This window comes from Prevotella pectinovora, from assembly GCF_041323955.1.
GTDB lineage: Bacteria > Bacteroidota > Bacteroidia > Bacteroidales > Bacteroidaceae > Prevotella > Prevotella pectinovora.
Map to the genome: position 1 here is coordinate 2,414,705 of NZ_JBGLIV010000001.1, position 26,044 is coordinate 2,440,748.

The following is a 26,044-nucleotide window of genomic DNA, read 5'->3' on the forward strand; positions in this document are numbered from 1 at the left end:
AGAATTGGTCAATAGTTGTATGGACTAACACTCTAACAAGGCTCAGAGCCGATAACTTTCTATCTGGTCTTTGCAACTATGTCGATGAGGACCTAAACGATTTATAGCTTTACGGCTGGGTCATTAGCTGGTTTACCTCTTCGACAGACCGATTCTACCTTTTTACAACAAAGGTACGAAACTGTCTTTAGCAATCATAGTTTTACCTTGATTATTTTGGAGTTTATGCGACTTCGTCGCAATCTTCTGCAAACTTAGAGGTCATTAGGCCGTTTAATGTATAATTTTAATAACTGCTTGCAGTCTTTTGCTTTTTATAAGGCGTCTTTTGCTCGTTTTTAATTCGCAATAGCCCGCTATTACTCATTAAAAGCCAAACAAAATCCACTCTTCTAAAAAACAAAATCCATGCAAGCCCTAATGACCGATTTGGGTTAAACGAGCGTTTCGGGATTATCAAACCGTCTGAAAACAATTAATGACAGTCCATTACAACCTGCTGATTGTATTGAACTGTCATTACCAATTCGTATCATCTGATTGAGATGTCATGTCACTTGATCGAATAACGCAAACCTAGCTTCATGTTGAAATTGAAAGGATTGTCGCTGTATGCCGTTTTCACATCACTGCCATTGTCGAAATAGTATCCCACGCCCGGCTCGGCGTAGATGCCCACCTCCTTGGTGATGTTCAGCTGTATGCCGGCAGCGGCATTTACTGACCATTGCAGTTCCTTCATGCTGAGCTTGTTGGTCTCGGTATTCATCTCCCTGCCGTTGAGGACATACGATGTGGTGGCTTTGGCTCTCAGACTCTTCTCCACCATTCCGCCGCCTGCCACATATACGTTGAGCAGCTTGTTGCGCCAGATGCTATAGTCCACAGTCAGCGGAATGCCTAAGAAATGCACTTTCTGCTTTGTGTCGTAGCGGTTGTCGCTCTTGCCTGCCGTAGTCTCAGAATAGAGATATGAGTATGTGAGTCCTGTCTCCAGTCCCCACTTCTCAGAGAGGGAATAGTGCAACGACAGTCCTACGCGTATCGGCTGATGATGGTCAACGCTCTCATCGTTGAGCGAACTGCCGGAAGTCCTTGTGTTTACGGCACTGTAGGCATCGCTCAGTTCGGGATAATCATTGAACATCATATCGCTCATCGCAAACATCGACCTGTCGCTGGTTATGCTGTTGCCGCTTCCGCCCATGGCATTGGCAGCGAAAAGACTTGCCGTGAGACGTCCCTCTGATGCTGAATGGCTGACATCCACAGTTTTCGACGAGGTGTTCATATAACGAGCTGAAGACGCATTACTGCCACGACGCACCACGCTCTCACGCATCGCACCGACGGCATTAGCCTGTGTCTCTGGTTTCTTTTCTATAGAAGCATTACCATTGTTGGCTGCAGCAACAGCCGCTGCCTCCTGCGGAGCATATTCCAACTGTTCCGTCTGGGTTTCCTTCTGTGCGTAGCTTATCGCCTCTCTCACTGCTGCCGGGATATCCGCCTTTGCCAGAAGCTTGCCCACAGCGTCGTGTCTTTGCGGCATCATGCCATGACCGTCGCCGTTTGCCGGAGTATCAGTCTGCATGCCATTGCTGCCAGCTGCTTTGCTTCCGTCTCCCAAGGCATCTGCCACCATGGAGTGTGCGCCCTTGTCGTGGTCCGGCATACTGAGATACAGTCCCACTCCACAAGCAACGCATGCTGCGGCAGCGGCAATCCTCAGCGCCACCACCTTTGTACGGTTCTTGCCAGGCAGCGGTATCACCTTACCTGCATCCTGCATCACGCCGGCAGAGGCAGACATAGCTTTCTGTATGTCTTCCCACAATCCGTCTGGGGCAGACTGTTCATAGTCTGCCAGACTTCTTTGCAGTTTGTATTTCCACTCTTCCTTCATCGTGAAACAGTCAATGGGTTCTTTTATATTCTACTATCATTTTCGCCATCAGCGCCTTGGCATGAAACAGCTGCGACGCCGACGACGTCGGCTTTATATTCAATAATGCGGCGATTTCCTTGTGGCTCTTGTCCTCGAAGACATATAGGTTGAGCACCGTTCTATAGCCGTCGGGCAAGCGCATTATCATCCGTTGCAGTTCGTCTGGCGGCACTCCTTCGGCATCCGGTTCCTCGTCCTCCACAATGTCAGCCACCTGTGTGTCGTCTCTCACCACGCTCAGACGTCCGGCATTCTTCAGATAGGTCAACGATGTGTTGACGGTAATCCTCATCAGCCATGCCTTCAGCGAACCTTCGCCACGGAAGGTGAACGAGGCAATCTGTGTGAACACTTTGATGAACACCTCCTGCATGACGTCCTTCACGTCGTCGGCATCTGCCACATAACGGGAACAAACGGCAGTCAGACTCCCCACATACTTCGCGTAGAGAGCCTTCTGCGCCATAGCGTCACCGCTTTGCAGGCGTTCATAGAGTTGCTGTTCCGATATGTACATCATTGTTCACTATTGTTAAGAGAGACTTGCCTTCATTCTATATATATGCATTCCTATAGTTATATTATATAATAATGTATAGGCAGCTCCTTCTTTTGTTAAATCTCAACGGGGTCTGATGTCCGATTGAGGGTGAACAATGTTTCTCCAACAGTTTAACCTCTTGAAACGATTTCTATAAGGTTAACATCCGTTAGCAGAAAACATTGCATGAGAATTGTAATTATTTGCGGATTAAATGCAGTTTTCACATTTCATCAGCAGTCTGATACCCTGATCAGCCTCATCCCTTCCTTCCGAAATCCGCCGGCACTTCTCCCCAGCGTTTCGTCTCCCATTTCAGTATCGGCACACGGAAGGGGTGTGTCTTGAGCCACTGTTCCGCCCGTGCTATCACATTGTATAGCTGTGCAGTCTGTGGCGTGCGTTCCAACTTGGTCTTGCATTGCTTCTTGCTGACCCACAGTATGGCATTGTGGCTGTCTGAATATATTGTCTTGCGTATGCCTTTCTGTTCCATCAGTGCAAGTGCATGCACAATGGCGAGGAACTCACCGATATTGTTAGTGCCGTGCACAGGACCATAATGGAATACCACGGCTCCCGTGGCGAGGTCTATACCCCGATATTCCATCGGACCGGGATTGCCGGAACATGCCGCATCAACCGCCCACGCATCGGCGGTCACTTCCATCGGCAACGGCAACACGGTGTCGTTTCTATACGACGGAGGGTTTGTCAATTCATAATCCATATTTCATAATTCATAATTACAGACCGGAGCATATTCCCGGTGCTATACATTTGCCCAAACGGTCTAATGACCGATCCGGTGGGGGCATCACATTTCTGTCCAAGTCTGTAAATCCGACGTCACCGACTTCTTCCATAAGCAAAAGTCAGGGTGACAGAATATCTTTTAGTGACGGTAAAATAATAACTTGATACGATTTGAGTGAGAAATGTAACATCTCAAAAAGGTGTCAACCTCATCTTTTTGGCTGTTTTCATCCCTCTCATCGGTCATATAGCCCGCTATACTCCCTCTTCGAGTGAAGAAAACATCTCAAAAAATACGAGGCTCAAATCATACCAAGTTATTTTTTCACCGTCACTTATCTTCAATTTCCGCCACCCTTTATGCTTTTCCACCAATTCATGATTGATGCCCGAACGATATCATCCACCAACCACGAATTGCAATTATGAATCAACTACATTCTCTCAGGCACCTCGATGCCAAGCAGTGCCATACCGTTCTTAATGGTCTTTGCCACGTTCTTGGCGATGACAAGGCGAACGACTTTCTCCTCTTCGGTATCAGCGTTGAGGATGCTGTAGTCGTGGTAGAACTGGTTGAAGTCCTTGGTCAGCTCATAGCAGTAGTTGGCGATGCCGCTCGGAGAGTAGTCCTTGCCAGCCTGACGCACTGCGGCACCAAACTCGTCCATCTTCTGTATCAGCTCCGTCTCCTTCTGGCAGAGAGGCATATTGTCGGCGAGCGCATCCGGGATGGTGACACCCTGACCGGCTGCCTTGCGAAGAATACTGCGGATGCGGGCATAGGTATACTGGATGAACGGACCGGTGTTGCCGTTGAAGTCGATGCTCTCTTCCGGATTGAAGAGCATGTTCTTGCGGGCGTCAACTTTCAGTATGAAGTATTTCAGCGCTCCCATACCCACGATGCGGGCTATCTCGTTGCGCTCCTCCTCTGTCATGTCGTTGAACTTGCCCAGTTCCTCACTCGTCTTCTTGGCGTCGGCCACCATTGTCTCTATCAGGTCGTCGGCATCCACCACTGTTCCCTCACGGCTCTTCATCTTACCGTTTGGCAGTTCCACCATACCATAGGAGAAGTGTACGAGCTCCTTGCCCCACTTGAAGCCGAGGCGGTCGAGAAGTATCGAGAGCACCTGGAAGTGATAGTTCTGCTCGTTGCCCACCACGTATATCATCTTGTCGATAGGATAATCCTTGAAACGCATCTCGGCGGTACCGATATCCTGAGTCATATACACCGAAGTGCCGTCAGAACGGAGCAGCAGTTTCTGGTCGAGTCCCTCGTTGGTGAGGTCAGCCCACACGCTGTTGTCCTCGTGGCGCTCAAAGAGTCCCTTCTCCAGTCCTTCTTCCACCTTTGCCTTGCCTTTGAGGTAGGTGTCAGACTCGTAGTATATCTTGTCGAAGCCTACTCCGAGGTTCTTGTATGTCTCGTCGAAACCGGCATATACCCATGAGTTCATCTTCTGCCACAGGTCGCGCACGTCTTTGTCGCCCTGCTCCCATTTCACGAGCATCTCGTGGGCCTCCTTTATCAGCGGAGCCTCATCCTTGGCTTTCTTCTCGGCAGCCTCTTCGTCCATGCCTTCTGCCACGAACTTGGCTTTCAGTTCCTTCACCTCCTCGCGGTAGTGCTTGTCGAAAGCCACGTAGAAGTCACCGATGAGGTGGTCGCCCTTCATGCCGCTTGTCTCTGGAGTAACGCCGTTGCCCCACTTCTGCCATGCGAGCATAGACTTGCAGATGTGGATACCGCGGTCGTTCACGATATTTGTCTTCACCACCTTGTTGCCGTTGGCCGCCATGATCTGCGCCAGCGACCATCCGAGCAGGTTGTTGCGCACATGACCCAGGTGTAGAGGTTTGTTTGTGTTTGGCGAAGAATATTCTATCATCACCAGCGGAGAGTCTTCCGTTGCCTGCTTCTCGCCATAGTGTTCGTCGGCGTTGATGTCGTTGAGCATCCCTATCCATGCCGCAGTGTCGATTACGATGTTGAGGAATCCCTTCACCACGTTGTAGTCTGCCACTGCCTTGCAGTTCTGTTTCATCCATTCTCCGATTTCAGCCGCTGTGTCTTCAGGCTTTTTCTTTGAAATCTTGAGGAATGGGAAAACCACGAGCGTGAGGCTTCCCTCAAACTCCTTCTTTGTCTTCTGCACTTGCACCATCTTCTCTGGTACATCCTGTCCGTAGAGTGCTTTCACGGCTTCGAGCGCCGCCTTGTTTATTTCGCTGATTATATTCATAATTCTGTTTATAGCATATAGTTTATGGGCGCATCCGATGAAGATACGCCCTGAAAATCATTGCAAATTTACAAAAACCCTGTCGAATAAGCAACACCACGCTTTCTTATGACTGATTTAATGTGTATTCTTGTTGTTTTTTAACAATCAATGGCAATATTGTCGGTCAGCGGCGACTTATAGGCATCCCAGTCTGTCGGCGACACTTCGGTCTTGCGTTTGAAGGCGCGATAGAGGTTTACCCTGCCGGCAAATCCCGCCTCTGAAGCGAGAGCATCATTAACATAAACACACCTCATTAAGGGAATAATAACGATAATCATTGAGCACCGTACGGAGGAACTGCAGACTGTCGGGATTGCCGGGAGCCTGAATGGCGGCAGCCACCTTACGGGAAAGGTTGGCGAGGGCCGACTCATCACAAGCCCCGTGGCGGTCCGCCACGTTGACGAAGCGCTCTATCAGTTCTGCCTGACCGAGCGACAAAAGCTTTGCGCCTGCATAATGGGGCTGGTAGTCGGGGAAGGCATACTGGAATTCTGACAGCGAGATATGCATCAGAGAAGGGTCGGGACGGGCTATCACCATCGTGCCGGCGGCAAGATCGCCGAATCTCTGGTGACGGCGGGTGGTGATGATGGGGATTATGCCAACGAAGAAGAAGGTGACGTCTACGATTTCGAGCAGCCAGCGCAGAAAGAGGCTGCCCATCGTGGGACACGACCCGTCGACGCTGACCGTGCGTATCTTCATCACCATCTTGCCTATGGTCTGTCCGTTGAAAAGCAATTCACACAGGAAGGTGTATAACACCAGCGGCAATCCCACGAGCAGGACCAGCATGAGCGACCAGAAATCATCATCGACGCCACTTGGCACCCAAGTGAAGAACACCAGAGCAACGATGACATAGGCCACGCGCACCATCATGTCTATGATGCGCGCTATGATGCGGTCGCCGATGCTCGCCGATGTCTGGTCGAGTATCACAAACTGTCCTGTCAATATGTCTGCCGTTGCCATGTTGTAAAAAAAACGAGTGGTTATTATCTTTGTATGCAAGTTTTATCGCTTGCCGTTTGCAAATATATGGAAATCTGACTACATTTGCGACATATTTGCCAAAATATTATCGGCAAAGGACAAAATCAGACTGTGAGGAATGAAGGAAATCATATTCATAAGAAACAACATCAGGAAATGGCAAGACGTGGAGAGCATCGCCAACGACCCGTCGGCATATTCGCCCGACGACCTTGCCGATGCCTACACCGACACCACTGCCGACCTCGCCTTTGCCTATACCCACTATCCCAACTCGCGCATAACGCTGTATCTCAACAACCTCTGCGTAGCGCTCCACAACGGCATATACCGCAACAAGAAGGAGAAGTGGAGCCGCCTCATCACCTTCTGGACTCAGGAGGTGCCCGACACGATGTTTGAGGCAAGGCGACTGCTGCTGGCTGCCTTCATCATAATGATGGTGAGCGTGGTGACAGGCATCGTGTCGCAGCTCGGCGACCATGATTTCTGCCGCATCATCCTGGGCGACGCTTATGTGGACATGACACTGGAGAACATCAAGGAAGGGATGCCGATGAACGTTTATACCGGCGGCAGAGAGATGAACTCGTTTCTCGAAATCACCCAGAACAATATCGGGGTGTCGTTCAACATCTTTGCCATGGGAATGCTGACATGTATAGGATCGGGCATCATGCTGTTCTACAACGGCGTGATGGTGGGATGCTTCGAGACGCTATTCTGGCAGCATGGGCTGTTGGGCGAGTCGATGCTGGCGGTATTCCTGCACGGCACACTGGAGCTGAGCGCCATCGTGGTGGCAGGTGCTGCCGGAATAGCACTGGGCAACGGCATACTGTTTCCCGGCACGTATTCACGCATCACGGCATTCAGGAGAGGGGCTAAACGGGGACTGAAAATCGTCGTGGGCACAGTGCCGATATTCATCGTGGCTGGATTCATCGAGGGATTCCTCACACGCCATACGGAAGTTGCCGACGGGGTGCGCCTCTCGTTCATCATTCTCTGTCTCGCATTCGTGATATTCTATTTCGTGGTGCTGCCAAGGAGAAGGAACGGGAAACAGAAGCTGACGACGCTCCGGGAATCAGACCTTCCGTATGACGAAGACCTTATCCAACAGACAAGTATGCATCATTCATCAAACGGAATGACACCGGATTAAACGGAACACAATCAAGAAACATCAATCAATGACATTATAATAAAAAACAACGACAATGAATCTATCCCAAAAACCAATAATCCCACTATACAAGGAACGCACGTTCACACAGAAGTTCAACGACACCTTCGACTATTTCGGCAGAAACTGGAAGGTATATCTGCGTATGCTGACTTATATCCTTCTGCCCTTAAGCATGTTTCAGGCGCTGAGCCTCAACACTTACATGCAGGGAATGATGGACATAGACAAAATCAACAACATGTCGGGAAACGACGGATTACTGATGCAGTTTATCGCCGGCAGCGCTGCAACGATGGTTTTCTCCATCATAGGCATGACACTGGTCTTCGGCATGACATACGCACTGATGATGGCATACGAGGAGAACAAGGGTAACATCAGCGGAATGACCTTCAAGGAACTGCTGCCCAAACTGAAAAGGACGATGCTGAGAGCTGCAACTGCCATGGTGACTATAGACTTGATTGCGGCGCTGATACTTCTCGTATCTATCGGCATCGCAATGGTATCGCCATTTCTCCTTGTGCTGCCGCTGTTCGGCTCATTCGCCCTGTTCATCCCTCTGTCACTGTTGTTCCCTGTCTACATCTTCGAGCGCATCTCCATAACAGAGGCTCTGAAGAAAACGATTGTCTGGGGCTTCAAGACTTGGGGAGGAATCTTCGCCATCTGTGTCGTGATAAGTCTCATCGTTAGCATGGTGGGCAACATGGCGAGCATCCCCTACTCCATCCTGCTGGCGATGAAGTCAATGGTGGGAATAACATCCGACCTCTCCCCCATAGTGAACAGTCCTGTATACACCATAGCGACATACATCATGGGAGTGCTGACCACATTCGTGTCGTATCTCGGATATTCGATATTGGCTGTGGCTATCGCCTACCAGTACGGCCATGCCGCCGACAAGCTGGGCGATGAGGGAATAACAAGCCAGATAAACGATTTTGACAATCTCGCCAACGACGGCCGGAACAACAGCGGCAATAACGACGACACCGGAAAAAACGACGACACCAGGAACAATGCCGGCAATTACGGTTACGGCAATGGAAGCGGATACGATTCCAACAACAATCAAGGCAACACCAACGGCAAGCCCCGCTTCGACGAGATTGACGACTTTGAAAAACTCTGACGCCAATGACTGACTCACTGACCATAATGACAAGCCCACTGACCATGGACAGTCTGCAGATTGAAAATCTGCGACAGGAATACGACTACGACTCACAGATAGTGAAGCCGGGAAGTTCGTATTTCGACTTGCTGCGCGAAGCTCTGAGGAATTTTATTGATTCCATCTTCGGCAGCGACACATACGCCGAAAACCAGCAGCTGATATGGTCGCTGATAGCCATTGCCATCGTGATAGCCATCGTGGCGGTGATAATGATAAAGAGGCCCGACCTGTTCTTCTCCAAGAAAAGCAGAGGCGACAAGATGGAATATACTGTGAGCGAAGACACTATCTACGGCATCGACTTCGATACGGAGATAACCCGTGCCGCCGAAAACGGGAACTACAGGGAGGCAATAAGACTGACGTATCTGAAGACGCTGCGACTGCTCTCGGACAGGGAAATCATCGACTGGCAGCCTTTCAAGACACCTTCTCAATACACCCGGGAGTTCCAGGACGAGAAACTGCGCATCATGACAAACCATTTCCTGAGAGTGAGATACGGCGACTTCGATGCTGACAAAGACCTCTTTGCCACTGTATGCTCACTCGCCGACGGCATTGCCGGAACGATAAACGAAAACAAGCTAAACGACACGCCATGAAGACAAGCAGAGGATTCATAATGACAATTCTGTCACTGCTCGCCGTGCTGATAGTGCTGCAGCTGTCCATGCCACATAAATACGTATGGCTGGAGACTCACGACGGCAACGACAGTGAGCCTTACGGCTGTATGGTGTTCGACAGCGTGATGCGGAGCAGCATGCCGAAGGGATATGAAGTGACGGACAAGAGACTCAACCAGATTGCCGACGGCAGACACAACGTGCTGATAGCGGCTGAGAAACTGAATCTTTCTGAAACCGAAGCGGACGCCCTGAAACGGATGCTGAACAACGGGGCCACGGTGATGATCGCCGTAACCAATTTTCTTAGGGATGGAACCGACAGCATACTCGCCTACGACTACGGCGTGGTGCACTGCAAATATCTGTTCAGAGACGTCAGTAACCTGATAAACCAGAATAACGACAATGATTATCGGCCATACACCACGATATTCTACGACAAGAGCAACGGTTCTACACCAGAAAATATGCAGCTGTATGACTTCATGTTCGACTCTTATCTCATCTGCGATGAGGAATCTGAATACAGAGAAATCGCCCACGTGTTCAACCACGACCGGGCAAACCCTTATGCAAGGATTTACTTCAAGTCCAACCAGCAGCGGCAAAAAGAGATAATGAAGGAACCGGACGAAGGAACGAGGTTGAGAAAGCTGGAGGACTTCAACGAAGAATTCTACAAAGGCAACGACGACTATAATGACGACCTGCCGCCGGTAAAGCATCCCGTGGCTATAGAGAAGAAGGTCGGCAAAGGCAGACTGATTGTGGTGGCGAGCGCATTGCCTTTCTCCAACTACGGCATACTGAGCCGGAGGAACACCCGACTGACGTCGCTGCTCATGGCTGAACTCGCCGACAAACCGACGCTGCGCAGCACAAAGGGTACGAGCAGGTTTTCTGACTCCATGCTGCGCGGCAAAGAAGAGAAGACTCCGCTGGACTATGTGTTCAGCCAGCCGTCGCTCACCGAGGCATGGCAGCTCATGCTGTTCACCATCCTGCTGTTCCTGATTTTCAACGCACGACGCAGACAGAGGGTGATACCAGTGTATAAAGCACCTCGCAACCACAACATTGAGTTCGTGAAACTCATCGGAACTCTCTATTGGCAAAGACACGACAACAACGACCTGCTGCAAAAGAAATACGCCACCTTCGTTGATGCCATACGCCACAGCACAGCCGCCGACATCACCAACATTGCCGACGACGAGGAAAACTCCCAGGCCATCGCCGCTCTGACCGGGATGCCACACGACAGGATAATCGAGACGCTGAAACAGCTGAGATTTCTCGTCAGCAACGAACTGCAGGTTTCTGACCCGGAAATGAAGAAGGCAATCGACAGCATGAACGAGATAACAAGAAAACTATCATAACCCCAAACATCACAAGATATGGAAGCAAGAACAGACCTCTCGCTATTCAACGAGAGAATATCACAGATAAGAAAGAGAATATCAAGCGTCATCGTGGGACAGCAGGAGGCTGTCGACATGCTGATAACCTGCATCCTCGCCAACGGCCACGTGCTGATAGAGGGAATGCCAGGCGTGGCGAAGACGCTCATGGCAAGACTCACGGCAAAACTCATCGACGCGAAGTTCTCAAGAATACAGTTCACGCCGGACCTGATGCCGAGCGACGTGCTCGGCACATCGGTATTCAGCATGAAGACGTCGGAATTCGATTTCCATCCTGGTCCGGTGTTCGCCAACATCGTGCTTGCCGACGAGATAAACCGTTCGCCGGCAAAGACGCAGGCTGCCCTCTTCGAGGTGATGGAGGAAAGACAAGCCACCATCGACGGCAACACATACAAGATGGACGACGTATATACCATCATCGCCACCCAGAACCCTATAGAACAGGAGGGCACCTACCGCCTGCCGGAGGCCCAACTCGACCGTTTCCTGATGAAGATAACGATGGGATTCCCGTCGGTAGACGAAGAGGTGGAGATTCTGAAGCGCCACAACGGCAATTCGCAGTTTGCCCGCATCAACGACGTGGAACCGATAATGACAAAGGAACAGCTCACGGATATGCGCAGGATGATGGACAGCGTGGTGATGGAAGAGTCGCTGATGCGCTACATCGCCGAGATAATAAGCCAGACACGCAAGAGCAAGGCGGTGTTTGTGGGTGCGTCGCCACGTGCCACGGTGGCGGTGATGCAGTGTGCCAAGGCTTATGCCCTGCTGCAGGGCCGCGACTTCGTGACACCCGACGACATCAAGGCGGTGGCACCATACGTCATACACCATCGCATTATCCTCAATGCCGAGGCGGAGATGAGCGGACTGACTCCCGACAAGGTGACGAGGACTCTCATCGACAAAGTGGAGGTGCCGAAATAACACACACTCACGGAATTGCAACAAAGATAACTCACTGACGGTATGTTCTTAAAGACAAGACTATACATAGCACTGACAATGGCCATCTTCATCATCGCCGGCGGACTCTATCTGCCGGTGCTGCGCGAGGTGGGATGGACTGTGGTGGCTGTCATCGCCACTCTGTTCGTAGTGGAATTCTTTGCGCTATACCACAAGAAGGGGATCAGCGCCGAACGACGCTGCGCCGACAGATTCTCGAATGGCGACGACAACATCATCGGCATACATATAGAAAACCGTTTCCCCTTTGCCGTGAGACTGTCGGTGACCGATGAGATTCCGTTCATCTTCCAGCGGCGCGACATCGACTTCAGAGCCAGCGTGGGAAAGGGCAGGACAAAGGACATAGAATACAGACTCAGACCGACGAAGCGCGGCGAATACGGGTTTGGCAGAATCCGCGTGTTCGCATCCACACGTATCGGACTGATTGAGAGGCGCTTCTCGTGCGGCAACGAAACTACGGTGAGGGTCTACCCGTCGTATCTCGCACTGAGGCAGTTTGAATTCCTCGCCATCAGCAACCGTCTCACCGAACTGGGCATCAAGAAGATCCGCCGGCCGGGCAACAAGACTGAGTTTGAACAGATAAGGGAATACGTGAGCGGCGACGACTACCGCTGCATAAACTGGAAGGCATCGGCACGCCGCCACAGTCTGATGGTGAACACATACGAGGAGGAGAAGTCGCAGCAGGTGATAAGCATCATCGACAAGGGGCGCATGATGCAGCATAGCTTCCGCGGCATGACGCTGCTCGACTATGCAATAAACGCCAGTCTGGTATTGTCGTATATCGCCATATACAAGGAGGACAAGGCGGGCATCGCCTCCTTCTGCGAAGACTTCGACTCCTATGTGCCACCCGCCAAGCTGCCGGGACAGATGCAGACGATACTGGAGTCGCTATACAAACAGCGCTCTACATTCGGTGAGAGCGATTTCTCGTCGCTCTGCGACAGCATACGCCGCCACGTAAGCAAGCGGAGCCTGCTGGTTCTCTACACCAACTTCAACGGCAAGGCGAGCATGGAACGCCAGCTGCCATACATGAAACAACTGGCAAAGGACAACACGCTGCTCGTGGTGTTCTTCATCGACAACGATCTGAAGGAATATGTGGAAACGCCCTACTCCTCTACCGAGGACTACTACCGCCACGTGATAGCCGAAAAGACAATGGCGGAACAACGGCTGATAGTGTCGCTGCTCCGCCAGAACGGTATTCTCAGTATTCTCACCCCGCCCGAGAATCTATCGGTAGACGTGATAAACAAATATCTGGAAATCAGGAGGAAGTCTTAGCTTCCCACATTATCGCCACCTAATTTGCCGCCACCGCCGCCGCCCGACTTAACGTCGTCGTTGGTGATTGTGCGCTCTGTCTTCTTCACACCGCTCTGCAGCTTTCCGATGCGATAGCTGACGCCAATGGAGAATGACTGTGGTATGAACTTGATTGAAGAAGATGTGGCGAAGTTCTTGCCGGAGCTGTTCGACTTGATATGATAGTATTTCTGGAACGGATTGTCGGCAGTGAACGTGATGTTGAGTCTGTCGTTGAGCATCGACTTCTGCAGACTCAGCGTATGGCTGAAATATCCCATCGTCTTTCCTTGCAGATTGACGCCCGGCGTCATCTTGAACACACTTGCCGACGCTGTCCACGTCTTGGCTATCGTCTGCTGTAGCTGGGCATATACGCTTATGTTCCATCCGTGGTTTTTCAGACCCTGGCCGTCGCTGAAATGACTGTAGCCTCCCCATGTGTTGGCTACAAGTCGGGTGTTGGTGAACGGCGACCAGCTGGCATATCCGCTAAAGGTGGCGCTCTGGGTCTTTCCCATATTATAATATGTGGTGTAGAGCACCTGCTTGCCTGTAGGATTCTGCAGACCGGCCACTTCATTGTCGGTGACCATCTTCTGAAAGCTCTGTATGCTGTTGTCGGTGAAGTTGTAGCCCACGGAGATGTTGTAGCTCAACTTCTGGGCGAAGCTGCCGAACTGCAGGTCGAACGAGTGGTTCTTCTCTGATTCCAGATTCGGGTTTCCCTGTGTCAGCTGTTCGCGGTTAGTATCTGAGAGATACGGATTGAGATACCATATTCCCGGACGGCTGATGCGCATCTTGTAGTTGAACGAGAGGTTCTGGGTGTCTGAAATCTTGTAGCCTATCTTTGCCGACGGCACGAGGTCGTCGAAGTCTTTGCTGAAGTCAGAACCTCTGCCGAGCAGATATTCCACCTTCTGGAATGTGTGCTCATAGCGCAATCCGAGTCTTGCCGACCATTTGTCCACCGACAGTCCATAGCCGAGGTATGCGGCGAGGATGTCGTTGCGGTGTTTGTAGTGCGAACTGTTTTCGGTGTCGTATTCCTGTTCCTTGCCGCTCTCCGACAATGCCGAATACCTGTCGTCAAATGCCTTGTTCTGGCGCAGGATATATTTTGCGCCGGTCTCTATCGTGTGGTATTTGGCAAACGGAGTGGTAAAGTCCAGCTGGAAGGTATGCTCCGTAGTGCTCTGGTCTCCATCACTGCGCACGTCCTCCAGCAATGCCGTATAGTCTGCCCAATCGGCAGTAGTGCGCAGGTTGGTGTAGCGATAGTCTGAAAGGGTCGTGCAGGGATTGCTCTCCAGACGATATGAGAAGGTGAGCAGACGGCCAGGCGTCTTGAAAGATCGCTGATAGTCGATGCCGGCGCTGATGTCGTTGTAGGTGCCCTTGTTCTTTCCGCTGATGTCATGGCTGAATAGGAACTTGTTGTCGAGGTATGGAGCCACGGAGGTGAAAGAACCCACACCTGGGGCATTCCATGATGCCCTGTTCATAGAGAAGGATGCCGACACGAGGCGCAGGGTGTCTATCTCATAGCTCGCCTCCATTGTTCCGCCATGCCACTGGTTTTTTGTCTTGCCATGGGCGTCTTGAGTGGTGGTGCGGAGATAGTTGCCTTCATCGTCAAGTATGGACTGCAGGTCCACTTTCGTCGCCTTTCCCTGGTTGTCGAAGTTGCTGTTGTAGTTGACGCTCATGGTGAACTTGCCTTTCTTCACCGTGGCGAAGAGTCCTCCTCCGCCGCCTCTCGTTCCGCCATTGCCGGAGAACGTTGCTGTATATCCTTCCATTCCGCTGCCGGCGGTGACGATATTGAGGATGCCAGCCACTCCCTCGGCGTCGTATTTCGGACCGGGATTTGTTATCACCTCTATCTTCTTGATTCCCGTGGCAGGCATCGACTTGAGCACTTCCTTCGGATTCTTGGTCATCATGTTGTTCGGCTTGCCGTTGACATACACCTTGAAGGATGTGGAGCCGTTCACCTTCACGTTGTCCTGTCCGTCAACGCTAACCATCGGAACCTTCTTAAGCATTTCCATCACGGTGTTGGTCTGTGATTCGGGATCGTCTTCCACACTGTATGTCAGCTTGTCGATGTCGGCCTTTACGAGTGGTTTGTATGCCACCACCTCCACGCCTTTCAGCTCTGTCTTGCTGTCGCTGACGAGAAGCGTGCCGAGGTTCTGGCTTCTGGATTGCTTGCTGACGGTGAAAAAGCGGCGCAACGGCGTACGGCTCACCGATTTCACTTCGAGCACATAGTCGCCCTCGCCTTTCGACGTCACCTTGAACTTGCCGTTGGCGTCGGTAACTGCCATCTGAACGGCTTTCTCCTCATGTCCCTTGCGGTATATGCTGAGAGTGGCGTAGGGTTCTCCCTCATGCGTGATGGAATCTTCCACCACACCATATATCGTGTAATCAAACTGCTGTTTCTGCGCCATTGCCGAAATGAAGGCAACGGCGAGAAGAGCCAAAACGATTATTCTTTTCCTGATTTTCATACTCTCTCTGTTGATTGTTGTTATTCTTCAAACTGTCATTACTCTGGAATCCTCTTTTCCTGCCACTATCCGCCATAGTTTCAGGAATCAAAGGCATTTTCCGCTTTTCTGCGTCTCTGTGGCGCATTACATACATTAGACGAAGCGAAGGACAGAAAAAATACAAGAGAGAGCACACATTTAAGATATATTAATATTGCTGCCCGGCAAAATAATGGCTCTTAAACCCATATCGTTACCTCAGTTCGGGATAATAAGTCACGCCCAAACATCCATGACACTCAATTTGAGCACACGACCATTTAGCCATACACATGAAGCCGGAGATTCGCCAAAATCGGTCATTAGGACTTACTTGGCATTTTCATCAGAACCTTGTCATCACTTCCACCACAATCTTGTCACGCTCCGAAGGAAGGGCAACGCCGCTGTTGCGATAGAAATATTTCTCGTAGTTCAGACGGATGTCGCTGACGAAAGGTTTCTTCAGACTCAGAGTGACACCGCCGGTGAGACGGGAACGCTGGTGGTCGTTCACTGTCAGTTTGCCCATCTCGTCTACCTTGCCGTCGAGATAGCGCTTGCCGTCGCTGTGGTCGCTCATATAGTCGTAGCGCAGGAGCGGTGTGACATAGCGGATGAATCCGTTGCCTGTCGGAATATCATAGCTCACGAACGAGTCGAAGGCATGGACGGCACGGAAGGCATCGTCGGCATAATGTTTATAGAGATACTCAGCCTCAACGTGCCAGCCTTTGGAATGCCAGTAGGCACCGGCGTCGTACATATTCACAGCCACATTGTCGGGCTTTATCTTCTGAGTGCTCAACGTGAGGTTGAAGCCATGAGGGAGAAAGAACTGTGCCTTGGCGGAGTAGTTCACGCTCTTGGTCCAATAGTCTTTCTGGTTTGTCAGTCCAGAACCGTTGAAGAGTCCAGCCTCCAGCACTACCGGTATGCCGACATTGAAGGAATAGCCCACGGCGCAACCCACGTCACGCACGTTGCCCACCTGCTTGGCGATGAAGGAACGGTTGGCGAAATACTGCTGGTGTGGCGAACGGTGGGCGTCGATGGTAAACGGCACACGGAACTGACCGAGAGTAAACTGCAGTCCGCTGACTGGTTTCAGCCGTGTGTATGCGTCGAGCATCTTTATCTTGCCCTCATCGCAAAGATCTATCTCCGCCTTATACTGGATGATTGACGAGAGGCTGCCGTCAACGCTGATTCGGGCATTGCGCACTTCGAAGCGTCCCTCTGCCTCTTCGGTCTGGTATTCATACTTGGAGCGTATCGTACCGTGGACGTTTACGGCAGATGGTTTGTCCTTCTCCTCTTCTGTCTGAGCCATTGATGTTCCAGCGAGAAGACAGAACAGAGCTAAAGCTGTAATCCTTGTTTTCATTTCCATTATTTGGATTTGTTCATTTATCCTTTCGTTTCCGGTTGCAAAGGTCATGATTCAAGATTACTGGGAAATGTCAGATGCATTACAATCCCGTTACAATATATTGTCGCCAGACAGAGACAAAGAAAAGTGTAAACGCAAAATGGGATGCAGCAAACTGATTGCCACATCCCATCTATGCTATGTCAATAAGGTATTACCTTAGAAAATCAGGTATCTCCTTATCATTTCTTGCTGTATTTCTTGCCTTTCTGTATCACGATGCCCTTGTACTCCTTGCCAACCTTCTGGCCAGAGAGGTCATACATCGGAGCGTTGAGGTCGAGAGCGCCGTTGGCAGAAACGCCGTTGATGCCGTCGAGTTTAGGAACGTCAGCCTCATTGATATATATATAAGGTATTTCAGCAGCGAAGCGCAGGTATGCACTGCCCTGTGGCACCTCGATATCATCGGCTGTGGTGAACGCCACCTTGTCGGTTGTCGTTCTGCCCAACGTCCATACAATGTTCTTCTCGTCAGCCTTTGCCTTGTAAGCCTCATCAGCGGTATTGATGAGCAGGTTGGTCTCCACTGCCTCGGCGTCAAGAGCCACGCGGGCGGTATAGTCGCCGGCGGCAGCAACGAGGATGACACCAGTCTTGGCTGGCACCTTGGCTACCTCTGCCATCACCACGTATGCAGCATCGTTCTTCATCTTCACTTCAGTAACGACATAAGCCTTCAGTCCGTCGCAAACGGAGAAGTCGAGTGCCTTGTCGGAGCTATAAGCGAGGTATCCGCCCTCTGGCATCACGATGTCTACGGTGAGTGCCTTCAGTTCTACGGTACCGAAGTCGTAGTCGCCTGTAATCTCTACAGAGTCTGTCAGAGCGTATGGCTCGTAACCTTCAGCCTCGAAAGCGAACATGTATTTTACGTCCTGTGGAAGAGCTACCGTGAACATGCCGTCAGTATCGGTAGTCAGCTCTGTCTCCATTCCGTAGGTGTTCTTTGAAGTCACCTTCACCTTTGCACTGGCAACAATCTCATCACCACACTTCACCACACCGGTGACATTGGCGTTCGGCTTGTCCATGGCAATCTCTGCCACGTTCACGTCGTCGTTCTCAACCACCAGCGGTTCTGCAGCGGTGTAGTCATTGAACTTCTCGCAGGTTGCCTTGAGAGTGTAGCTCTTTGAGTGGCGCACGGCGTCAAACTTGAATGTTCCATCCTCGGCAGTTACTGCCTCAAGAGTCTCCTCTGCATCATCGGTCAGAGTGACCTTGGCTCCGGCAAGAGGTGCCTTGCGATAGGTCACGAGACCAGACACGGCTACATAAGTCTTAACGAGATTGATATCCTTTGTCAATCCGGCAGACACGTCAACCGGTTCTGTCTCAGCATAAGCATCGAAGCCCTCGGCAGTGGCCGTCAACACATACTGCTTGTCGCTCTGGAATATGCTCATTGTATATGTACCGTCATCAGCGGTAACCGCGGTGTAATAGACCTCACCGCTGGTGAGCTTCACAGTGGCGTTGGCAACAGGTTCCTCTCCGCATGTCACCTTACCGGATACCGTAACAGGATCGGCTGTCACACCGAACACTGCAACAGGGGTCTCGCAGTTGGAGAACGAAGAAGATGAAGTTCTCTTGTAGTAAGCTGTCTTATAGTTTGTGTCCAGATCGTAGTTCACCTTTACGTAGGTGTTGCTCTGAGCATGGGTACGCACGCGGATTGCCTGCACACCGTCCCAGACGATAGGCTCTTCAAGTTCTATCTTTGTGATGAACGGTTCGTCGGTCTTGAATGAGAAAGCGGCATCCTTGAAGAATTCCGTCTTCTGCATTCCGTCTTCCTTCTCGCTCGGTGTGTATGTAGCCTCATCAACTGCTCCCACACAAGCATAAGCGTTGAGGGTCTTGTAATCCTTGTTAGTCAGCGGTGTTCCGGTGTATGTGATATAACTGATCTTCTGTCCTGCAGAGAGACCGAAGTTCTTCAGCATGTCTGCCGGGTAGAGGATGTCGGTGTCGGCACCAAGCGCGTTGTCGGCATTGAAGAAATAGAACGGTACGTTGTAGTCCTGCTTCAAAGCCTCACCTACCACGATGTCCTTGCTTGCCGTTTCCTCGCTGACAGTAACGTCGACTGCGTCGGACTTCAAGGTAAATCCGTCGGCAAGGCTCTTGAACTCAATGTATACTGGGAATGTGCCCACCTCATGAGGAGTCATGGAGAATTCGAAAGTAGCTGTGCCTGCTACGGCAATCTCAGGTTTCTCAACAGCCTCGCAGACCTTCTCGCCGTTGACATAGAGGGCAACCTCATAAGAGTCGGCAGCCTCTGCCAGAGCGTTGAGATTATCCAATGTAATGCTGGCTGTATAAGTGTTGTTCACCATTCCCTTGGCAGGAATCTTCTGCTCCTTCAACACGAGGTCGTGGGCAACGTCGAGTTTCTGGAATCCGTAGATGTTGTCGATACAGCTATAGCCGGCAACGAAACCGATATAGTAGTCACCGGCAGGGATATTGTCGATTACGAAGGTTGAGAGCTCACCGAATGTATATGTGTAAGACACGGCACGTGTGCTACTCATCTCCGTACTGCTGATATTCTTGGCGAGAGTCCAGTTGCGGCGGTCTGTAGAGTAATAAACCTTCAGATAAACACCGTCGCCGGAGGTGTTGAAGTATGTACGTGCCACATCAACGGTCATCTTCTCTCCCTCTGCCACACGGAGCAGAGGAGTGACGAACTTATCCTCAGAGTTCTGAGTGCCGTTGCTCAGGAAGTATACGTTGTCTTCAGAAGAATAGTTGCGCTGTGCTATCTTCCATGAGCCCTCGGCGTATGAACCGGCAGGGAGTTCCTGGTTCTCGAAGTCTACAAAGAACTTAGACGGGTCGAGCACTGTTCCTGACACTCCGAAAGAGAAATCGTCGAGTCCGGTAGCCGACAGTGTCACGTTGCCGCTGAACACTCCTGTAGTGGCTGCGGTGAGAGTGAGGTTGAAGGTCGCCATTTCGTGAGGCGCGATAGTGAGAGGCAACTGCAGGTCGGTAGTGAATCCGTCTGGAACCGTCACTCCCGTGACTACAAGCGGTGCTGCTCCTGTGCTCTTGATTGTGAACATCTTAGAGGTGGCAGCCTGCACCATGCCGTAGGCAAAGTTGTCTGTCGTCGCCACCTTGTCGCCGTCGCTTGTGCGCAGCTCCATGACGGGAGCGTATGGCACAGCCTCATACCACTGTCTGTTTGTGCTTACAGTATTTGACACGTTTTCCTTCACGGTATATCCGAGATAGCCGCTGTATGTGGCATAATCGGCAGTACCGGAAACGGTGAACTCTGCTGACTCGCCAGGAGCAAGTGTCTGGTCGATGTCTGTAGTTCCGAGAATGCCGTTGTCTTTCACTGCTACAACAGAGAGGCTGTAGTTCTCGTCGCCAGGATTCAGCGTCACGTCACCGTTGTTGGTGACGGTAGCCTTAAGCTCGATGGTGAAATGTCCGGTAGGGTCGCAATCGATGCTATAGCCTGTGTTCGAAGCCTTCGTCACACTGGTGATCTTCAGCGAACGGGCCAACTCCTTGTCCACCTGCTCGGCTGCAAAGTCGTCGAGATATACTTGAGAAGCGCGTATTCCGATATACTGGCCCTCAACGGCAGGGATGTCTACCTTGACATACTCCGAAGTGGAGAGCGTTGGGATGGTGACGCTCATCTTGTCGCCTTGCACGAATTTGCCTGTAGTGGCATCCTTGGTCACCTTGTAGAAGGAGATGCTGCCACTGCTATAGACTTTTTTCACATAGATGCTCGAAGTTCCTGTCACGGCAGGAGTAACGAGCAAGTCATTCACGGCCTGCGAGTTTGACCATGAACCGATAGTCTGGTCTCCAACTTTCAGAGCACCGGTACCGCCAACGCCCGCAGTAGTAGAATAGGTGTATGTAACCCAATAGGTTTCCCATTCCTCATTGTCGTAATAGCTCTCGGCAATATGGCCCCAACCTGAAGCCGCCTTGAACTCATGGTCGGTCACATCAATAGACGTGTTGAAATCCATCGTGTAGTTTTGCACTACGTCAGCATTCGCCACACCGGTCCCCCACAGCAATGCCATGAGAAACGACAATAAATAATTCAAGTGTTTCATAAGCGAAATATATTAATTAGTTGTAGTTTATACGTTCCCAGTTGCAAATTTATAGTTTTTAAACCATATACGCAACACAAAGTCAGACAAATATAAAATATCGACGTTATTTTATCACAACTTTATGAGTTTTGCCATCTTTTCTGACGACAAATATTCCGCTCGGGAGTTTACCGTCCCCTACTTTCATGCCATCAATGGTATAGACACCGTCGGAAGCATTGTCCGCGGCTGACGCCTCAACGCTCTCAATGGCATTCACCTTACCGTTAAGCGTGGTGCTCATGGCATTGGTTACGTCGGCTTCAAGTAAATTACTGTCGTCCACGGTATCGAAATACCTTGTGGCAAGTGCCACCACGCGCATATCGTCAGCTTTCCACATCTCTGGCAACGTGAAGTTATAGGTGGTCTCATACTTGCCGTCTACGATGTTCACCTTGTCGCCTACAGAAGAGGTGAGATACGTACGGAACACTTGATTGTGGATATAGTTGTTGTCTGTCACCACTGTGTTGCCGTTCAGCACCTGCTGAGTGGACTTCACATTGTCTTCGGTGAGCATCAGCGTTATGCCGAAGTTGCCAAGCACTGAAGGATATTCGTCTACCACGTTTCCCGACACTGTGACAGTGAGCTTGCGGCTGGCATCATCGAATGTCGGCTTCAGGTCGATGCTTGCAAACGAAGGATTCTTGTCGGCCTCGGCAGCGAGCATCTCCACCGACTGTGCCGCGATGTCGGGCATTATCATGACGTAGTCGTTCACGTCGAAGGCGACGTATGGCTCTGCCATGAAATAGAAGCGGTCTACAGTGAAGCACGGATAGGTGTAGGCATATAGGCCGAAGAGATAGTCTGAGGACGGATCATTCAACGGCTCGTTCTCACGGTAGATATTAACGAGACAGATGTTGTCTTTGGAGTTCTCGCCGCTCATGTCCTCATTGACGAGGGCTGACTGATAGCTCTGCTGACTGTTATACTGCTCCACATAATGTTTCTGACGCGGCAGCGACTGGGTGTAGACAACAATGTCGTTGTATATCATCGACGCCGCATCTTCTGCCGGAGTCTCACCGTCAATCTTATCTACGAAGAACTTTATCTTATGGTCGCCCGACGAGAGGTTTTGCGGAAGGGCGAACACCTGTTCCACACTGCCCGTAGCACCGGAGGCGACTGCCTCGGTATGGTCGATATACTGCGGCTCTTCATTGTCGATGCTATAGCCGATGCGCACGGAATTGATTGCCTCAAGACCCGTGTTGCTGAACATCACGAAACCGTCAATCTGTTCACCCGGCTTGTGATACTTGTTGCCGGTCATCAGATTCTGCAGCTGCACTGCCTTTGCCGGCAGATTGCTGACATCCAATATGAGCTGCACACACAGGTTGCCGAGTCCGTCGATGTTATAGAAAGCCCCTTCTTTCTCTATCAGAGAAGCGTTATCGTTGACTGCCGACGAGACGTCGAAACAGAGGGCTCCCGCTTTGTCTGCCACCATATCCTCCGTCTCGTTGTAGGCAAAGCCGAAGAGCAGCTGCTCGCTGCCGGTGATGGTATACTCCTGGGCGGTGTTGAAACGCACCTCGTTCCATCCTTCTGCAGTGCGGCGAACGGTACTGCTGACGAGCTCCGACGCCTTGCTGTCTACTATATTATATAGGAATGCCGATGACTTGCCTATCGACTGGCTGAGGGCGAAACGCATTCCGACTATCTTGCAGCCGGCATAATCAGACAGAGTGGCAGGGGTTATTATGGCACCCACCTTGAACGTGCCTGCCTTGCCCACATACACGCCTCTTGTGGTGATGCTGTCGCCTTTGACGTAGCCGAGCGTACGCTCCGTTGCCGACAGGACACGCTGCGGACGTTGGCCGTCACCATCGGCCGGCAACTCTCTTACTGTGGGTATGCTGATGTTCCGCAGGGTTCGCATAGAACCCAAAGTGATTTCCTGTGCTCCGCAAAGTGACATCTGCAGCAGCATCGCTGATAATATCGCTATTCTTTTCATGACTTTACAAATATAATGTGAAACAATTGTCAGAAGCGCACCTTCATGACCTTCTCTCCGCTCTTCACCACATACACGCCCTTAGGCAGTGATGATATAGATGTGGCGATGCGCTGGCCTGAGAGGCTATACACTTCGGCATCGGCTGGTATTGCCTCAACGGAGGTGATGGTACCAATGGAGCTGACTTCTATGTTGTAATAACCCTTTTCCGACACCGCACCCTGATACACTGCTTCTATGGCTACGGTGTGTGTGCCTGCCGTGATTCCGCGGAGCGTGAACTCCGGCGTGGTCGGCTCGCCCACCTTCTCTGAGTCGAGATATACGTTGTAGTTGACCACGTTGCCATAGTCCACCGACGAGGCGCTGCCTGCTGCCGGACCTACCTTGAAGTCGTCGAGCTGGGCAAAGAAGGTGTCGTATGAGATATAGTGTATGCCGATGCGCACTTTCTTGCCTACATAGTCTGTGAGCGGAGTGGTGAATACCGACCACTGGTCGGACGGCATCTTGGCTGCAGTGCTGATCTTCACGAAATCTGTAGGGTCATCGCTGCCCTCTGAAACGGCAAACTCCAGTGTCTCCGGATAGGTATCGGCATAGCTCTTAGCCGTAACCTGCAGTTCATAACCGTCGTAGATTGTCAGCTCCGGCGAGATGAGCCATTTGTCTGCCTGACTTGACTGTGGGGAGAAGAAGATGACATACTTGTCGCCGGTAGGGGCATACATCGCCTTGTCTGTAGGTACCATCGCCGGTTCGGTCTTGGCCGGATTGAACACCATAGGAGGTATTGCCGTAGGGCTTGACTGAGTGCCTGAACCCGGGAAGCTGATGATATAGCCGGCAAGACTGATCGGATAAACCGGCATCTTGTCGTTGTCTATAGTCTTCCATCCTCCGAACTCTCCTGTTGCGAAGTCGTCGTAATCCTCAAAACTGTCGGTGAAGCCGAGGTCCTGGTTCCATTTCAGCAGTGCCGTCTGCGTACCGTCATCGGCAGCGGTGAGGTCAGCGGTGATGTTGTATGGCGTGATTACATTGTCTTCGAGCGTCAGGTCATACTGTGCATCGGCGGTCAGGTCGATGTTTACCGACTGCTCCTTGAAGGCGCCGCCTCCGATATTCATAAGATACTGTCCCTTTGAGAGTGCCTTGAACGATGCCTTGCCGCCGGCAACGACAGCGGTATATGTCTCGCCGCTGGCTGTTGAGAGCATGTTCAGCTTCTGTCCGTCGGCAGTGAGCTTGCTGTTTGAAGATACGGTGAAGTCTGCTGCCGCATATCCGTCGTGGTTCACGTCTATCGTCGTGGTCACCATCTCACTCTCTGTCATGAGATATTTCGCCTTCACTCCGAAGGTGTGGGTGCCGGCTGCCACATCATCTATATTATATGTATATCCGTCAGTGGTGGCAATCAGCGCATCGTCCATATACACCTCGAAACGCTCGTTGGGGTTGGCCGGCGAGAATGCCGCCATATCTGGAGTTGCCCTGTGTGCCTTGGCTGCAAGCTGCTTTGCCGCCGCCGGCTGGGCTGTATAATCCGGCTGACCCACATAGAAATTGTCTACCATCAGCATGAAGGCTCCCGTAGTGGAGTTTGCCTCACCTACATAGCGTATGGCTATCTTCACTTTCTTGCCGGCATACTGCGAGAGGTCGTACTGCATCTCGTGCCATGACTTGTAGTCCACGCTCTCGGCATTGCCTTTGGTGAGGAGGGTGAAATCTGACTGCACCGGACTGTCTGTCTTGGTGGTGATATATACAAAGAATTCCTCGTTATACTTGTCGGCTGCCTTGGCATAGAAACTGAGGATATTGTCGGTGCCCACGGTGATTTCGGGCGATATGAGCCAGTCGTCGTTGGCTTCACCGTTTGCGGTGCGCACGAAACCTACATACTGTTTGCCGTCATAAGGACGGAGCACCGGGTAGGAATACCACCATATAGGATCTACTTTGAGGGGATTGATGATCTGTGCATACTGCATCACGCCTCGGTTGGGATAGTCGCCGGTGAGCGGTGCCGCCATGAGATGGTCGCCGTCGATACCGGTCCAGTCGCCGAAGGTAATGGTGAATGGATCATAGCTCTCGAAATCATCGAAGAATGCCGGTGCTTCGGTGTTCCATGTCAGCGCCACGCTGTTCTTGCCTGTGAACGGGTCTACATTGAGCTTGGCGTTGAAGGCGAACGGCTTGCGTGTCTTCTCCACCAATGTGAGCGACACGTTTTTCTCGGTTTCACCGTCGGCGATGTTGAATGATGTCGTTGCCGGTTCATATCCGTCGCGTGTCACGGCTACGGTGTGGTTTCCGGCGTATGCCTTCAGTGTGGCCTTGCCCTCGGCATTGAGGGTGACGTTTGAATATGCCACGTCGTAGTCGGTCTGCTTCACGCTGACCGGCTGTCCGCTGAGATTCTCGCCTGTAGTGGCGACAACGGTGATGTTCAGCGTCTTGTCCTTCTTCTGTGCGGATGCCGGGAGGATACTGCCGAAAAGGACGAAGAGAAACGTAAGGAGTAGGATATCTTTTCTCATATCGCGTTGTTTTTCGTTTTAATTGTTTCCTGATTATCTGCCTATACCATAGCTAACTGCGGCTGCGGCAAAAAATGCGGGAAAATAAAAAAAAGGTAAC

17 protein-coding genes are annotated in these 26,044 nt (G+C 51.3%); 6 read left to right on the forward strand and 11 right to left on the reverse strand.

Going from position 1 to position 26,044, the window contains the following annotated elements; all coding sequences use genetic code 11:
• Positions 1-553: 553 nt before the first annotated feature.
• From ACDC99_RS09465 to ACDC99_RS09490, 6 genes are all read right to left on the reverse strand, one after another.
• On the reverse strand, positions 554-1,906 hold the full coding sequence (locus ACDC99_RS09465) for an outer membrane beta-barrel protein (protein ID WP_370756641.1): 1,353 nt from the start codon (positions 1,904-1,906) through the stop codon (positions 554-556).
• Positions 1,907-1,916: 10 nt separating this feature from the next.
• Positions 1,917-2,468 (reverse strand): RNA polymerase sigma factor, encoded by a 552-nt coding sequence (locus ACDC99_RS09470; RefSeq protein ID WP_042520200.1) that lies wholly within the window; start codon positions 2,466-2,468, stop codon positions 1,917-1,919.
• 280 nt (positions 2,469-2,748) lie between these two features.
• A complete protein-coding gene (locus tag ACDC99_RS09475; protein WP_022315845.1) occupies positions 2,749-3,219 on the reverse strand; it encodes an RNase H family protein in 471 nt (156 codons plus the stop codon).
• 460 nt (positions 3,220-3,679) lie between these two features.
• Positions 3,680-5,497 (reverse strand): arginine--tRNA ligase, encoded by a 1,818-nt coding sequence (argS, locus tag ACDC99_RS09480; RefSeq protein WP_042520202.1) that lies wholly within the window; start codon positions 5,495-5,497, stop codon positions 3,680-3,682.
• 140 nt (positions 5,498-5,637) lie between these two features.
• Positions 5,638-5,796 carry a hypothetical protein gene (locus tag ACDC99_RS09485; protein ID WP_370756642.1) on the reverse strand — a complete coding sequence of 53 codons (159 nt, stop codon included), beginning with the start codon at positions 5,794-5,796 and terminating at the stop codon, positions 5,638-5,640.
• Complete coding sequence (locus tag ACDC99_RS09490) at positions 5,777-6,520, reverse strand: RDD family protein (RefSeq protein ID WP_370756643.1); 744 nt, start codon at positions 6,518-6,520, stop codon at positions 5,777-5,779. Before ACDC99_RS09490 ends, ACDC99_RS09485 begins: the two co-directional genes overlap by 20 nt.
• Positions 6,521-6,659: 139 nt before the next feature.
• On the opposite strand from ACDC99_RS09490, the gene ACDC99_RS09495 reads away from it, so the two are divergent.
• From ACDC99_RS09495 to ACDC99_RS09520, 6 genes are read left to right on the forward strand one after another with little or no spacing between them, the layout of a single operon-like run.
• Positions 6,660-7,709 carry a stage II sporulation protein M gene (locus ACDC99_RS09495; RefSeq protein WP_288576764.1) on the forward strand — a complete coding sequence of 350 codons (1,050 nt, stop codon included), beginning with the start codon at positions 6,660-6,662 and terminating at the stop codon, positions 7,707-7,709.
• A gap of 55 nt (positions 7,710-7,764) precedes the next feature.
• Positions 7,765-8,871: a hypothetical protein gene (locus ACDC99_RS09500; protein WP_370756644.1), complete on the forward strand. Its 1,107-nt coding sequence runs from the start codon at positions 7,765-7,767 to the stop codon at positions 8,869-8,871.
• 5 nt (positions 8,872-8,876) lie between these two features.
• Positions 8,877-9,521 carry a DUF4129 domain-containing protein gene (locus tag ACDC99_RS09505; RefSeq protein WP_370756645.1) on the forward strand — a complete coding sequence of 215 codons (645 nt, stop codon included), beginning with the start codon at positions 8,877-8,879 and terminating at the stop codon, positions 9,519-9,521.
• Positions 9,518-10,930 (forward strand): DUF4350 domain-containing protein, encoded by a 1,413-nt coding sequence (locus tag ACDC99_RS09510; RefSeq protein ID WP_370756646.1) that lies wholly within the window; start codon positions 9,518-9,520, stop codon positions 10,928-10,930. The genes ACDC99_RS09505 and ACDC99_RS09510 overlap by 4 nt, the downstream gene beginning before the upstream one ends.
• Before the next feature lie 18 nt (positions 10,931-10,948).
• Positions 10,949-11,911 carry an AAA family ATPase gene (locus tag ACDC99_RS09515; RefSeq protein ID WP_044066132.1) on the forward strand — a complete coding sequence of 321 codons (963 nt, stop codon included), beginning with the start codon at positions 10,949-10,951 and terminating at the stop codon, positions 11,909-11,911.
• A 42-nt stretch (positions 11,912-11,953) separates the two neighbouring features.
• On the forward strand, positions 11,954-13,258 hold the full coding sequence (locus ACDC99_RS09520) for a DUF58 domain-containing protein (protein WP_370756647.1): 1,305 nt from the start codon (positions 11,954-11,956) through the stop codon (positions 13,256-13,258).
• Here the strand turns inward: ACDC99_RS09520 and ACDC99_RS09525 are convergent.
• From ACDC99_RS09525 to ACDC99_RS09545, 5 genes are all read right to left on the reverse strand, one after another.
• A complete protein-coding gene (locus ACDC99_RS09525) occupies positions 13,255-15,801 on the reverse strand; it encodes a TonB-dependent receptor domain-containing protein (RefSeq protein ID WP_370756648.1) in 2,547 nt (848 codons plus the stop codon). The two genes, ACDC99_RS09520 and ACDC99_RS09525, sit on opposite strands and share 4 nt — an antisense overlap.
• Before the next feature lie 367 nt (positions 15,802-16,168).
• Positions 16,169-17,209 (reverse strand): porin, encoded by a 1,041-nt coding sequence (locus ACDC99_RS09530; RefSeq protein ID WP_044073128.1) that lies wholly within the window; start codon positions 17,207-17,209, stop codon positions 16,169-16,171.
• A 227-nt stretch (positions 17,210-17,436) separates the two neighbouring features.
• Complete coding sequence (locus ACDC99_RS09535; RefSeq protein WP_370756649.1) at positions 17,437-21,354, reverse strand: carboxypeptidase regulatory-like domain-containing protein; 3,918 nt, start codon at positions 21,352-21,354, stop codon at positions 17,437-17,439.
• A gap of 115 nt (positions 21,355-21,469) precedes the next feature.
• Positions 21,470-23,389, reverse strand: a complete 1,920-nt coding sequence (locus ACDC99_RS09540) for an Omp28-related outer membrane protein (RefSeq protein WP_370756650.1) — start codon at positions 23,387-23,389, stop codon at positions 21,470-21,472.
• A 29-nt stretch (positions 23,390-23,418) separates the two neighbouring features.
• On the reverse strand, positions 23,419-25,944 hold the full coding sequence (locus ACDC99_RS09545; protein ID WP_370756651.1) for a choice-of-anchor J domain-containing protein: 2,526 nt from the start codon (positions 25,942-25,944) through the stop codon (positions 23,419-23,421).
• Between the last annotated feature and the right edge of the window lie 100 nt (positions 25,945-26,044).

What these genes read in the sequence shown, in the direction of transcription:
- ACDC99_RS09470 (WP_042520200.1), bottom strand. Translation starts at nt 2,468, where the DNA reads ATGATGTACATATCGGAACAGCAACTCTATGAACGCCTGCAAAGCGGT.
- ACDC99_RS09505 (WP_370756645.1), top strand. Translation starts at nt 8,877, where the DNA reads ATGACTGACTCACTGACCATAATGACAAGCCCACTGACCATGGACAGT.
- ACDC99_RS09520 (WP_370756647.1), top strand. Translation starts at nt 11,954, where the DNA reads ATGTTCTTAAAGACAAGACTATACATAGCACTGACAATGGCCATCTTC.
- ACDC99_RS09475 (WP_022315845.1), bottom strand. Translation starts at nt 3,219, where the DNA reads ATGGATTATGAATTGACAAACCCTCCGTCGTATAGAAACGACACCGTG.
- argS (WP_042520202.1), bottom strand. Translation starts at nt 5,497, where the DNA reads ATGAATATAATCAGCGAAATAAACAAGGCGGCGCTCGAAGCCGTGAAA.
- ACDC99_RS09465 (WP_370756641.1), bottom strand. Translation starts at nt 1,906, where the DNA reads ATGAAGGAAGAGTGGAAATACAAACTGCAAAGAAGTCTGGCAGACTAT.
- ACDC99_RS09525 (WP_370756648.1), bottom strand. Translation starts at nt 15,801, where the DNA reads ATGAAAATCAGGAAAAGAATAATCGTTTTGGCTCTTCTCGCCGTTGCC.
- ACDC99_RS09510 (WP_370756646.1), top strand. Translation starts at nt 9,518, where the DNA reads ATGAAGACAAGCAGAGGATTCATAATGACAATTCTGTCACTGCTCGCC.
- ACDC99_RS09495 (WP_288576764.1), top strand. Translation starts at nt 6,660, where the DNA reads ATGAAGGAAATCATATTCATAAGAAACAACATCAGGAAATGGCAAGAC.
- ACDC99_RS09530 (WP_044073128.1), bottom strand. Translation starts at nt 17,209, where the DNA reads ATGAAAACAAGGATTACAGCTTTAGCTCTGTTCTGTCTTCTCGCTGGA.
- ACDC99_RS09515 (WP_044066132.1), top strand. Translation starts at nt 10,949, where the DNA reads ATGGAAGCAAGAACAGACCTCTCGCTATTCAACGAGAGAATATCACAG.
- ACDC99_RS09540 (WP_370756650.1), bottom strand. Translation starts at nt 23,389, where the DNA reads ATGAAAAGAATAGCGATATTATCAGCGATGCTGCTGCAGATGTCACTT.
- ACDC99_RS09490 (WP_370756643.1), bottom strand. Translation starts at nt 6,520, where the DNA reads ATGGCAACGGCAGACATATTGACAGGACAGTTTGTGATACTCGACCAG.
- ACDC99_RS09500 (WP_370756644.1), top strand. Translation starts at nt 7,765, where the DNA reads ATGAATCTATCCCAAAAACCAATAATCCCACTATACAAGGAACGCACG.
- ACDC99_RS09485 (WP_370756642.1), bottom strand. Translation starts at nt 5,796, where the DNA reads ATGAGGTGTGTTTATGTTAATGATGCTCTCGCTTCAGAGGCGGGATTT.
- ACDC99_RS09545 (WP_370756651.1), bottom strand. Translation starts at nt 25,944, where the DNA reads ATGAGAAAAGATATCCTACTCCTTACGTTTCTCTTCGTCCTTTTCGGC.